Here is a 12,483-nt window from a genome sequence, read left to right as displayed (position 1 = left end):
CGATGAAAACTCGAGGCTAGGCTCACAGGACAGCTCGGATTCTCTAGCCTGATTCCAATGCGCTGTCGGGGCCGAGAGGAGTCATGTCCTCTCGGCCCCGACGTCGGTCATGGGCAGGCAGCCGACGGCGGCCGGCTCACAGCATGCAGGAGACGCAGCCCTCGACCTCGGTGCCGGTCAGGGCGGCCTGACGCAGGCGGATGTAGTAGAGGGTCTTGATGCCCTTGCGCCAGGCGTAGATCTGGGCGCGGTTGACGTCGCGAGTGGTGGCCGTGTCCGGGAAGAACAGTGTGAGGCTCAGCCCCTGGTCCACGTGCTGGGTGGCCACGGCATAGGTGTCGATGATCTTCTCGGGGCCGATCTCGTAGGCGTCCCGGTAGTACTCGAGGTTGTCATTCGTCATGAAGGGCGCCGGGTAGTAGACGCGGCCGATCTTGCCCTCCTTGCGGATCTCCACCTTGGCCACGATCGGGTGGATCGAGGAGGTGGAGTTGTTGATGTAGGAGATCGAGCCGGTGGGCGGCACGGCCTGCAGGTTGCGGTTGTACAGGCCGCCCTTCTTGACCTTCTCCGCCAGCTCGGCCCAGTCCTGACGTGTGGGCACGTGCACGCTGGAGGCCGCGAAGATCTCCTTGACGCGCTCGGTGACCGGCACGAAGTCCTGGGTCACGTACTTCTCGAAGAACTCGCCGCTGGCATAGGTCGAGTCCTCGAAACCCACGAAGCTCTCCCCGCGCTCCACGGCCATCTCGTTCGACGCCGTCAGGGCGGCGAACAGGACGCTGGCGAAGTAGACGTTGGTGAAGTCCAGGCCCTCCTGAGAGCCGTAGTGGATGCGCTCGCGCGCCAGAAAGCCGTGGAGATTCATCTGCCCCAGGCCGATGGCGTGCGACTCGTGGTTGCCCCGGTCGATGGAGGGGACGCTGGGCAGGTGGGTCTGGTCGCTGACGGCGGTCAGGCCGCGCACGGCAGTGCGGATCGTGCGGGCGAAGTCCGGGGAGTCCATCGTCTTGGCGATGTTGAGGCTGCCCAGGTTGCAGGAGATGTCCTTGCCCACGTGGGCGAAGGTGAGGTCCTCGTTGAGCTCGCTGGGCTCGGAGACCTGAAGGATCTCGGAGCACAGGTTGGACATGACGACCTTGCCCTTGATGGGGTTGGCCCTGTTGACCGTGTCCTCGAACATGACGTACGGGTAGCCGGACTCGAACTGGATCTCGGCCAGGGTCTGGAAGAAGGTGCGGGCATTGATCTTCTTCTTCTTGATGCGCCCGTCGTCCACCATCTCGCGGTACTTCTCGGTGACGTTGATATCCGCGAAGGGCATGCCGTAGACGCGCTCGACGTCGTAGGGGCTGAAGAGGTACATGTCCTCGTTGTTGCGGGCCAGCTCGAAGGTGATGTCCGGGATGACGACGCCCAGCGAGAGGGTCTTGATGCGGATCTTCTCATCGGCGTTCTCACGCTTGGTGTCCAGGAACCGCATGATGTCGGGGTGGTGGGCGTGCAGGTAGACGGCCCCCGCACCCTGGCGGGCCCCGAGCTGGTTGGCGTAGGAGAAGGAGTCCTCCAGCAGCTTCATGACGGGGATGACGCCGCTGGACTGGTTCTCGATGCGCTTGATGGGGGCGCCCATCTCCCGCAGGTTGCTCAGCAGGAGGGCCACTCCCCCGCCGCGCTTGGACAGCTGGAGGGCGGAGTTGATGCCGCGGGCGATCGACTCCATGTTGTCCTCGATGCGCACGAGGAAGCAGGAGACGGGCTCCCCGCGCTGGGCCTTGCCCTCGTTGAGGAACGTGGGGGTGGCCGGCTGGAAGCGGCCGGACATCATCTCATCGACGAGGTCGAGGGCCAGCTGCTCATCACCGTCGGCCAGGGTGAGGGCCACCATGGTGACGCGGTCCTCGAAGCGCTCCAGGTAGCGCTTCCCGTCGAAGGTCTTGAGCGTGTAGGACGTGTAGTACTTGAAGGCGCCCAGGAAGGTCTCGAAGCGGAACTTGTGGGCGTAGGCGGCCTTGAAGGCGGACTTGACGAACTCCGGGGAGTACTTGTCCAGGATGTGGCCCTCGTAGTAGCCCTCCTCGACCAGGTACTCGAGCTTCTCCTCCAGGTCGTGGAAGAAGACCGTGTTCTGGTTGACGTGCTGGAGGAAGTACTGCCGGGCGGCCTCATGGTCGGCGTCGAACTGGATCCTGCCCTGCGCGTCGTAGAGGTTCAGCTTCGCGTTGAGCGCGTGGTAGTCCAACTTCGGGGAGGACACGGTCTCAGAGCCGGTGTCCGTCAGCGTGTCTGCCAAAAGTCTTCCAATCCTTCTTTGACGTGTGCGACGTCCGTGGGGGTGCCGAGCAGCTCGTAGCGGTACAGGAACGGCACCCCCAGCTTGCTGGCGATGATGTCACCCGCCAGGCAGTAGGCCTGGCCGAAGTTGGTGTTGCCAGAGGCGATGACGCCCCGGCACAGGGCCCGGTTGTCCGGGTTGTTGAGGAAGGCGATGACCTGCTTGGGCACCGCCCCCTTGATGGAACCACCACCGTAGGTGGGGACGACCAGGACGTACTCCTCGTGCACGGTCAACGGCGGATCCGTGCGTCTTAAGGGAATACGCGCCGTCGGGAAGCCGAGCTTACCCACGAATCGGTGCGTGTTCTCCGAGGTGGAGGAGAAGTAGACCAGCAGAGGCCCGCTACTCACGGCGCGCCCCCACGGCCTCAGACCGCGACGGACTCGACGGCCAGGGCGAGAGTCTTGATCTTGTCCGGACGGAAACCGGACCAGTGGTCCTCTCCGGCGACGACGACGGGAGCCTGGGCGTACCCCAGGGACTTGACCTGCTCGAGGGCCTGAGCGTCCAAGGAGATGTCCACCGTCTCGTAGGACAGGCCGGCCTTGTCCATGGCGCGGTAGGTGGCCGTGCACTGGACGCAGTTGGGCTTGCTGTAGATGGTGATCGCCATGTCCGTCTCTTCCTCAGGATCGGGTGGCGGTGACTGCGGCCCGTCCCCGGACAGGGACTGCGCCGGCGGCACCACACGCTTGTCATTCACGGGAGGCCAGAACGGCCCCGCGGAGCAAGACACTACCCCTTGGGGTGATCCGGGTCCATCACCCCAAGATGCTGTGTCTAGCGTGGCCCTGTGCACACCACCCCTCCCCTCTGTGGAAAACACTCGCCTCACTGTGGACGGCTGGTGGAGACAGTCCGTGGACGCCTCGCTGGAGAGGCTCGACCCCATCCCCACAATCCGCACAACGATGGTCCTGCACGGGTACGACATCTATTCACCCCCCTTAACCACAGGGAGGGCCGGTCGCCGTCGGCGCGCTACCCCCAGCCCTGGGGATGGAGACGCAGAACTCACCCTCTCAGACGCGCCCGTTCGGCGTGTCGCCACATCCAGCGAACACCCAGCAAATTACCGGGACCTGACGGCGACGAAGGCGACCACCTCGACCACCGCCCCCACCCACGGCGCACAACCGGGGCGGAAGTAATCGTAGAAACATCGGAGGTCGAACCGAGAGTACGCAGCCTCACACTGAGCAGGAGGCTCATACGCAGTGCCATTCATTCAGATCGACCCATCGTTATGTTATCGTAATATTACGGTTCCTGACCCATCTCCCCCAAGGACAACCTCATGCAGCAGGTGTTGCACGACCTACCACTGACACTGGCCTACATCGGTGCCGACCTGGTGGCCCTCGCACTCCTGGTCGGGGCCCTCTACATTCCGCGCCACGGTCGCCGCGACCTCGTGGCCGCCTACATCGGCGTCAACGTGGGCGTCCTGGCCGTCACCCTGCTGCTGTCAACGAGTGACAACGTCGGAGCCGGCCTGGGTCTGGGGCTCTTCGGCGTCCTGTCCATCATCCGTCTGCGTTCCACCTCCCTGGCCCAGGGGGAGGTGGCCTACTTCTTCGCGGCCCTGGCCCTGGGCCTGCTCGGCGGCATCAAGAGCGAGCACATCGCCCACCTCATCATCGTCGCCATCCTCATGGTCCTCATCCTCGCCTCCCTGTGGGTGGGCGACCACCCGGCGCTCATGCGCCGCAACCGCAACCAGGTCGTCACCCTCGATCGGGCCATCAGCGACGAGAACGAGCTCATCACCGAGCTTGAGGACCTGCTCGGCGCCCAGGTGCGCACCGTCGACCTCATGACCCTGGACCTGGTCAACGACACCACCGTCGTGGAGGTCCACTACCGGCTGCGTCCTCGGACCCGCACAGCGAAACCGGCTCAGTCGCAGGCCGCCCAGGTGTCCCAGGAGGAGGTGCCGCAGCGCCCCCGCCTGATCCAGGAGGTTCCGCCTCACGTCCTCGCTCAAGTCTCCACTCAGGCTCAGCCCACCATTGAGCAGCTCTGGCCCAAGGCCCCCGTGGCCGACAGCGCCGCAGCAGCGGCCACCGCCCCGCCCCGGTACGACTGGATCACCGGTCACCGCCAGCAGCGCACCTCCCAGCAGCACGCTCAGGTGGACAACCCTTCGTCCATGATGCAGCCCCGTTACAACTGACCGAGCCGGCCCGCCTCACCGGCGGCGCCACCACCACACCATCACGCAGCCACCGCCGCCTCCCCGCCACCACTGCCACCCAGCAGCACCGGCCCCCACCTCGCGACCTCCGACCCCGGAAAGGACTGCACCGTGCTGAACACCGACGGCATCAACACGATCACCCTCGCCGAGCTCAACTCCGAGGCGAGCCTCCTGACCCGCATGGACCGCAAGTACCTGGTGCCCCCCGTCGACACCCAACACGTCATCAACTACCTGGCCCCACGGGCGCAGGTCCTCCAGATCGACGGTCTGCGCCACTTCCGCTACGCCTCGACCTACTTCGACACCCCAAGCCTGGACGCCTACTTCCTGGCGGCCCGCAAGCGCCGTCGGCGCTTCAAGGTGCGCACTCGCACCTACCTGGACTCCAACCTGTGCTTCCTGGAGGTCAAGACCAACGGGTCACGCGGGGCCACGGTCAAGGACCGCTTCAAGTACGACCCCGACGACGCCGACCGCATCACGCCCGACGGTCACCTGTTCGTCATCGAGCGCCTCGTGGAGTCCGGCACCTGCTCCCCGGACGAGGCGCGCACGATCGCTGACACCCTCATCCCGGTCCTGGGCTCCACCTACAACCGCACCACCCTGCACCTGCCCCATGACGAGGCCCGCGCCACCTTCGACACCCAGCTCACCTGGGACCTGTTCGGCCCCGATGGGAAGCGCCTCGAGCAGAGGGTCTCAGTGGTTCACCTCAACGTCGTCGAGACGAAGAACCCCTCCACGGCCTCCCCCACGGACCGCCTCCTGTGGAATCAGGGGCACCGGCCGACCCGTATCTCGAAGTACGCCACCGGCATGGCGCTGCTGTACGCGAATCTGCCCACCAACCGGTGGAACCGTACCATCAAGCGGAACCTGGGGCGCTACCGGCGTCAGGCCCCGTCGCACCAGCTCGCGGCCTGAGAAGCAGCCGTCACGCTCCCACCTCACCCCTCGCCTGCGCCTCCGGAGGTCACGGGCCCCGCCCGCCTGCGGAGGCGCTGTTCGTCGCCTCACGCTGTGGCGCGGCAAGTCATGCCTCCCCCATGCCCTGTTCACAGCGCGCTCATGGAATGCGCCCGTTGACTGTTTCTCACCGGACGGAGCCGCACGACACCGCGGCGCGCTGAGGGCGCACCCCCTGCTGCCCACCCCGCGGCCAGGCCCGTCACCGGTCCGATTGACCCGACAGGAGCCTCCCGATGAGCCTGACCACCCTGACCTACATCGCCGCCGACCTGATCGCCCTCGCCGTCCTGGTCGGGGCGCTCTACGCCCCACGCCACTCCCGCAAGGACCTCATGGCCGCCTACATCGGCGTCAACGTGGGCGTCCTGGCCGTCACCCTGCTGCTGTCGACGGCGAGCGTCGCTGCCGGCCTGGGCCTGGGGCTCTTCGGCGTCCTGTCCATCATCCGCCTGCGCTCCACCGAGCTGGCCCAGCACGAGGTCGCCTACTTCTTCGCGGCCCTGGCCCTGGGTCTGCTCGGCGGGATCCAGACCGCACCCATCGGGATGGTGGCGGCCCTCATGGGCACCGTCGTCGCCGCCCTGTGGATCGGCGACCACCCCGCGCTCATGCGCCGAAACCGTCACCAGGTGATCGTCCTCGACCACGCCATCACCAACGAGACCGCACTCATCGCCCACCTGGAGCACACCCTGGGCGGGCAGGTCCGCTCGGTGGAGGTCCAGCGCCTCGACCTGGTCAACGACACCACCACCGTCGACGTCCGCTTCCGGGTGCCGCGCCACACCCCCGCCGAGCTCGAGACCGCCCCGGCCTTCGACGACGCCGTCCCCGCCCCGCAGCCGGTCACCGCACCGACCGGTGCCGTCACCCGCGAGACGCAGACCGCCCGACCCTGGGGCGGCACGCGCCTGAACGCCGCGCAGGCCGGCGCCCGCACCCAGGCCGTCCAGACCCAGCCCCTCACCATGGCGCCAGCCACCCAGTACGTCACCCGCTCCAGCACTCAGGCGGCCTCGCCCGCGGCCGTGGCCTCGCACTGACCGCCGACCCGGACGAACCCGACAGGACAGACCAGGACAGACCAGGACCCCGATGATGACCTCGACGACGATCTCGACAATGATCTCGACGATGACCGTGAGCACCTCCCCGGCAGCCTCCTCCGCGGAGTCTCAGGCTCCGACGTCGGCCCCCCTGAGCGCCGACCACCTGGCCCCCACCAGTCTCGCCGAGCTCAACAGCGCCGCCGGCCTGCTGACCCGGGTGGACCGCAAGTACCTGGTGCCGCTGGAGCGCGCGCAGGAGCTCGTGGGCGGCCTCACCTCCGATGCCCGGGTCCTGGACATCGACGGGCGGCGCCGCTTCTCCTACGCCTCGACCTACTTCGACACCCCGGGGCTGGAGGCCTTCATGCTCACGGCCCGCAAGCGGCGTCGGCGCTTCAAGGTGCGCACCCGCACCTACCTGGACTCCGGCCTGTGCTTCCTGGAGGTCAAGACCCGCGGTGCGCGCGGCACCACCGTCAAGCGGCGCATGGGCTACCACGCCGACGACGCCTCCCGCCTCACCGGCCCGGGCCGCGCCTTCGTGGCCGCCTGCCTGGCGAGCACGGGGGTCACCGGTCCGGCCGTCGCCTCCGCGCTGCGGCCGGTGCTGGCCACCACCTACAAGCGCACCACCCTGCACCTGCCGCGCGCCGAGGCCCGGGCCACCATCGACACAGCCCTGACCTGGCGGCGCCTGACGCCGGGGGTCCACGCAAGGACCGCGACCGTCGCCGGGGCCCCGCAGACCCTGCGCCCGGCCCACCTGACCGCGGCCATCGACGACGGTGAGCCGGTGGCGGTAGCGGGCGTCGCCGTCGTCGAGACGAAGAACCCGGCCACGCCCTCGCCTGCGGACCGGGCCCTGTGGGACGCCGGCCACCGCCCCGCCCGCATCTCGAAGTACGCCACCGGAATGGCGCTGCTCCACCCCGAGCTGCCCGCCAACCGGTGGTACCGGACCCTGACCCACGAGCTCGCCGACCTGTTCGGCACCGACCGCTCCAACCCGAAGAGCATCGACGCCGCCCACGCCACCGCGAGCGCCGCCTGAGCGCCCCCCCCAGACCACCCACGATCCGACACCGGACCTGAGAAGAAGAGGCCCAGAAACCATGAAGACCACCAAGACGATGACGACCAAGCCCCTCAACCGACTCCGCCGCCGGGCGACCGGAGCCGTCGCGCTCCTGGCCGCGATCGCCCTGGCGGCCGGCTGCTCGACCTCCTCGGCCTCCAGCAACGCCAGCACCTCCGGCTCGAGTGAGTCGGACACGACGTGGACGACGATCTCCTCGTCGGTCGCCACGGCGTCGACCGGCGCGAGCGTCTCCGACATCCTGGGGGCCAACGCCTCTGTGGAGGACGCCTCGAGCTCCGCGGACGACGCCGGGACCCCGGACACGTCGTCGGCCACCACGATCACGCTGTCGGGGTCGTCGGCCTCGGCCAGCGGGTCGGCGTCGAGCAATGTGAAGGTCGATGGGGGCACCGTCACCATCAGCGGCGCCGGCACCTATGTCATCAGCGGCGAGCTCAGCAACGGGCGGATCGTCGTCAACGCCCCCAAGGCCGACGTGCGCCTGGTCCTCAAGGGCGCGAGCATCACGAGCTCGGACGGGCCGGCCATCGACATCCAGGACGCCGGCGACGCGATCGTGGTCCTGGCCAAGGACTCCAAGAACACGCTGACCGACGGCCAGAGCTACGCCTCGGGGCAGGAGGCCACGGCGGCCCTGTTCTCCTCCGACACCCTCACCGTCACCGGGACCGGCCAGCTGGACGTGACCGGCTCCTACAAGGACGGCATCTCCTCCAAGAACGGCCTCATCATCACTGGCAGCACCACCATCAAGGTCAAGGCCGCCGACGACGGCCTGCGCGGCAAGGACTACCTGGTGGTGGAGGCCGGGACGCTGACGGTGGAGGCCGGCGGCGACGCCCTGAAGTCCAGTGAGGGCGACGATGAGACGAAGGGCTTCATCTCCCTGGGCAAGGCGAGCATCACGCTGACCTCCACCGACGACGCGATCTCGGCGACCACGGACGTCACCGTCAAGGACACGACCCTGACGATCACAGCCGGTGGCGGCCAGGCCAACGCCACCGTTGAGGAGCAGGCCCCGCCCGGGCAGGAGTCGACGGCGGACTCCTCGACGCCCTCACCCAAGGGCATCAACGCCGGGGTGAGCTACACGCAGGACTCCGGGAAGGTCACCGTCAACGCGGCCGATGAGGGGCTGCAGGCGGCGTTCATCAACGTGGCCGGCGGGGAGCTGTCCATCGCGGCCGGCGACGACGGCATCAACGCCTCCAACGGCGACCACGTCATCGAGGGGCACGAGAACGCCGACTCCGAGTCCGACGACGGCTCGGTGCTCACGATCAGCGGCGGCGAGGTGGAGGTCTCCTACGCCTCCTCCGACGGCATCGACTCCAACGGCTCGGCCTACGTCAAGGGCGGGATCGTGGTGGTCTCGGGGCAGGCCGGCGCGATGGACGGCTCGGTGGACGCCAACGGCGAGAGCCGGCTCGTGGGGGTGACGGGCTCGCCGTCGGTGAGCGCGGGGGACACGCTCACCGTCACGGACGCCTCCGGGGCGCAGGTGGCCTCGCTCAAGGTCGACTTCACGGCTGAGGCGATCACGGTGCTGGGGCTCACCGAGGGCCAGCAGTACACGGTGGCGACGTCGTCCGGCGGCTCGGCCACGGGGACGGCCTCGGCGCTGTCGGCCGGGACGGGCGGTCCCATGGGTGGAGGCCAGGGCGATCAGGACGGTCAGCCCGGCGGCGGGCAGGGCCAGCAGCCCGGCGGCGAGCAGCAGTCCAACGGCCAGCAGCCCGGTGGCGGGCAGGGCCAGCAGTCCGGCAACCAGAGCAGCCAGAACAGCCAGTCGAACAGTACGTCCAGCACCGCCCAGAGCAGCTGACCCGGGCTGGACACTGAAGGTGGGGGGCCGCAGCGCAACGCTGCGGCCCCCGTCCGGACAACGTGCCGTGTTGGTGGGCCCGGATCCTCCCAAGACCGAGCGCTGTCCGTCAGGTCTGCGTCAGCTGCTGACGAGTCCGCTCACGGTGCTCCTCTATCCATGTGGCCACCGGCGTTGGTAGTCCTTCGGCGACACCGGCCGCCCAGGCCTGACAGAACCGTTCGATCATCTCGTCAACGACGTCAAGAACGTCATCGTCGTCGACATTGAGAGCCGCTTGAAGCCGTGCGAAGTGGTCCCGGGAGATCTCCGAGAGCCGCACTGTACCGAAGAAGGGCAGGCCCAGGTCTGCCTGGTGGGGGTAGACGGCCGTGCATACGAGGTCATAGGCGGGCGAGAGCCGCGCTATCTTCCGATCCGGGTAGATGAGTGACCAGTTCTTGAGGTGGGCGTCCCCGTTCCCGACAAACAGGTTGAAAACCGTCCGGCGCACCATCTCCCGCAGCGAGGCGTGATCCCGCCCGCGATAGGCGATGGCGGCGACGGCCTCGACCGCGGAACGGTACTTCCCCTCACCAAGACCGAAGCGTCCCAGCACCTGGGCGAAGTCCTCAATATGCACGCGCCCCTCGGCTGTCCGATCGAAGCGGCGCACCACGTAGGCCTCGTCCTCATCAGACGGCCATGCTCCTTCTCCCAGCTCATCCACCTGACCTCGGTGCCTCACGTGGACCTCAGGAACCTCGATACCGACCTCGCCGGCCAATCGCATCACGGCGGCCTCGTTCGCCACGAGCCCCGGATAGGTCCCATCGGGTGTCTTCACGATCCAGCCGCCGTCCTCTCCGTGGGCGGGGAGCACCAGGCGGTCGCCCTCCTGACGCATGGAGAACTTCAGCCCCACCCCCGCCAAGGAGAAGCGCAGACGTGCGGAAGGTCCGGACACGTTCACGAGCCCATCAGCCGCCGCCCCGAAACCCTCATCGACAGGCGCCTCGGGGTCGGGGACGACCTGGACGGCTCCGGGAAGATCCGCTCCGATCCGTATAAGGAGATCGATCTCGCGGTTGGTGTCGACTCCCTGCTCACGAGCAATCAGCTCTCTGAGGCCTCCCTCGGGCAGGAGATTGGAGAACCATGCGGGCACCCAGTTGGTCGCCCGCGACTGCTTGCGCGGATTCTCCTCGAACCAGCGTCCCAGCACCGCGCGGTTCGGACGGTCCCAGTAGTCCCGGTCGAAGACGAACTTCGTGAAGGCGTCTCTGCGATGGATCACTCCGACATGCTCCCCGTGGAGGAGAACCGCGTAGACCGCCTCCATCATGACGCTTCACCTTCCTGCCATTCCCCGTCGGTGATGTAGTCACCGAGCGGCGGGGTGTCCTCATGCCCGTATGCGGTCCGCGCCCTGATGAAGCTATCGAGGTAGCTGCGCAGCGGCTCAGTTCTCGCCTCAATGGCGTCGTTGTACCGGTTCCCCTGGAGGTCGTGCAGGATCCGTGCGTTCAGGAGCAGCGAGGCGAGATCGGACTCGCCATCCAGGAGAGAGAGGAGATCTCGACGATCCCTTGTCGAGATCACCTTGTTAGCGGCGACAGGGGCTCCGTCCGGAAGAGCGGAGGCCGGGACCAGGTCGGAGACCACGCCTCGCGGCGTCGTCTCACCCTCGAGCTGCGCAGCCAGCGTCTCCACTGTTATCGGGGCGCCCGAGTCAGGATCCACCGGTTCCAGGTTCCACATCGCAGCGAGGATCACCTTGCTGTCGGAGCGAGTGGCTCGGAACACACGGAGATCAGGGACCTGGGGAGGGTTCGCGAGTGCCGCTGCGCTGAGAAGCCTTTGGACCGACGCCGACTCCTGACCGGGGACGAGACAGGCAGCCATATCGCGAAGGTCCGTCTGAGAGCCGTTGATACCGAGGTCATCGGCACCGACGCTCGTGCGCCAGAACCAGCGTCGAAGCAGCTCAAGATTACGGTCCTGAGCGTGAGGGAAGAAGGCGAAGAATCTTGCCAGGACCAGCAGCTGGAATCGAAACGGAAGAAACGTCATATGGGGGATGCCGCACTGCTGGAGGAACAGCGCGGCAGCCACAAGAGACCGCTCCGTTTCCAGATACGCCTCTTCCTGACTCTCATTGGGAAAATCGCTGACAGCCCGACGGCTAGGAGAGAATTCCCCATGAACGTCGCGAGTGATGTCCGTGTGGCGTCGCACCAGGAGCGCCTGGACCACAACCTTGTCCGCCAAGGCACCGAAATGGGTCCGCTCGTCGACGTGTGCCGCGATGCCCGCCGTCGTCATCCCATCGCTCGGACCACCGTGAATCGCATCGAAGATCTCCGCGGCATTGAGCTTCTTACCCCGATTATTGATTCGGTCAAACACCTCCCGGAGAACCGCCTCATCGGCATCCTCCATGATCGTCGCGGGGACCGAGACATCAGCGAGCCTCCCGGTCACATCCTGGATATGCGAGGCATACTCCGTTCCATCAGGATTGTCTCTCAACCACGCCAGTGCACGTCCCAGATCGAACAGGTCGGGTAAAGGCACGATGAGTGATGCCCCCGAATCACACACAGGGGTGACCTTCTGCTCCTCCAAGGAGTACCCCAGGGAGAACCTCGGATCGTGCGCCCCTTCCGGGTCCATGGCATTGACGAGGCTGGTGATGCGTTGCTGACCATCCACCACCCACAGGGCATCCGGGATGCTGCTGGCTTCAATGTCAAGGGCACCGATCCTCAAATGCTCCGCCTCAGCCTCCCGCTTCCAGAGCAGAAGGCTGCCGATCGGATAACCGCGAAGCACGGAGTCAACGAGATTGAGGACATCCTGCTTCTCCCAGCGGAAGGAGCGCTGGAACTGCGGCACGCGCAGACGACCGGATTTCACCAGCGAGCGCAGCTGCGCAATGCTGTAGCTCTGGCTGCTGGAGACTGCCTGCGGTTCGCTCATACATCAATTATGCCGAACCGTGCCGACATCATC

The 12,483-nt window shown here is 67.0% G+C and carries 10 protein-coding genes; 5 read left to right on the top strand and 5 right to left on the bottom strand.

Annotated elements, in window-relative coordinates; genetic code table 11:
- Positions 1 to 136 precede the first annotated feature (136 nt).
- From nrdE to nrdH, 3 genes are read right to left on the bottom strand one after another with little or no spacing between them, the layout of a single operon-like run.
- Positions 137 to 2,293, bottom strand: a complete 2,157-nt coding sequence (gene nrdE / locus BKH32_RS05215; RefSeq protein WP_075248958.1) for a class 1b ribonucleoside-diphosphate reductase subunit alpha — start codon at positions 2,291 to 2,293, stop codon at positions 137 to 139.
- Complete coding sequence (nrdI, locus tag BKH32_RS05210; RefSeq protein WP_075248957.1) at positions 2,278 to 2,688, bottom strand: class Ib ribonucleoside-diphosphate reductase assembly flavoprotein NrdI; 411 nt, start codon at positions 2,686 to 2,688, stop codon at positions 2,278 to 2,280. The genes nrdE and nrdI overlap by 16 nt, the downstream gene beginning before the upstream one ends.
- Positions 2,689 to 2,705: 17 nt before the next feature.
- Positions 2,706 to 2,951, bottom strand: coding sequence for a glutaredoxin-like protein NrdH (nrdH, locus tag BKH32_RS05205; protein WP_003788409.1), 246 nt, complete (start codon positions 2,949 to 2,951; stop codon positions 2,706 to 2,708).
- A 684-nt stretch (positions 2,952 to 3,635) separates the two neighbouring features.
- Between nrdH and BKH32_RS05200 the strand changes: the two genes are divergently transcribed.
- The 5 genes from BKH32_RS05200 (at position 3,636) to BKH32_RS05180 (ending at position 9,489) form a co-directional block, all read left to right on the top strand.
- On the top strand, positions 3,636 to 4,514 hold the full coding sequence (locus tag BKH32_RS05200) for a DUF4956 domain-containing protein (RefSeq protein ID WP_075248956.1): 879 nt from the start codon (positions 3,636 to 3,638) through the stop codon (positions 4,512 to 4,514).
- Between the two features lie 132 nt (positions 4,515 to 4,646).
- The gene (locus BKH32_RS05195; RefSeq protein ID WP_075248955.1) at positions 4,647 to 5,468 is read left to right on the top strand and encodes a polyphosphate polymerase domain-containing protein; all 822 of its coding nucleotides are present in this window, start codon (positions 4,647 to 4,649) and stop codon (positions 5,466 to 5,468) included.
- Between the two features lie 278 nt (positions 5,469 to 5,746).
- Positions 5,747 to 6,556 (top strand): DUF4956 domain-containing protein, encoded by an 810-nt coding sequence (locus tag BKH32_RS05190; protein WP_075248954.1) that lies wholly within the window; start codon positions 5,747 to 5,749, stop codon positions 6,554 to 6,556.
- Between the two features lie 52 nt (positions 6,557 to 6,608).
- Positions 6,609 to 7,613, top strand: a complete 1,005-nt coding sequence (locus BKH32_RS05185; protein ID WP_075248953.1) for a polyphosphate polymerase domain-containing protein — start codon at positions 6,609 to 6,611, stop codon at positions 7,611 to 7,613.
- Positions 7,614 to 7,674: 61 nt separating this feature from the next.
- A complete protein-coding gene (locus BKH32_RS05180) occupies positions 7,675 to 9,489 on the top strand; it encodes a carbohydrate-binding domain-containing protein (protein WP_075248952.1) in 1,815 nt (604 codons plus the stop codon).
- Positions 9,490 to 9,598: 109 nt separating this feature from the next.
- Here BKH32_RS05180 and BKH32_RS05175 read toward each other — a convergent pair whose 3' ends face one another.
- Entirely contained in the window at positions 9,599 to 10,813 is a 1,215-nt protein-coding gene (locus tag BKH32_RS05175; protein ID WP_075248951.1) for a type II toxin-antitoxin system HipA family toxin, read from the bottom strand.
- Entirely contained in the window at positions 10,810 to 12,450 is a 1,641-nt protein-coding gene (locus tag BKH32_RS05170) for a DUF262 domain-containing protein (protein ID WP_075248950.1), read from the bottom strand. Before BKH32_RS05170 ends, BKH32_RS05175 begins: the two co-directional genes overlap by 4 nt.
- Positions 12,451 to 12,483 lie beyond the last annotated feature (33 nt).

This window comes from Actinomyces oris (genome assembly GCF_001929375.1).
In the GTDB taxonomy this organism is placed as follows: domain Bacteria; phylum Actinomycetota; class Actinomycetes; order Actinomycetales; family Actinomycetaceae; genus Actinomyces; species Actinomyces oris_B.
This window is presented reverse-complemented; position numbering and strand designations above follow the sequence as displayed.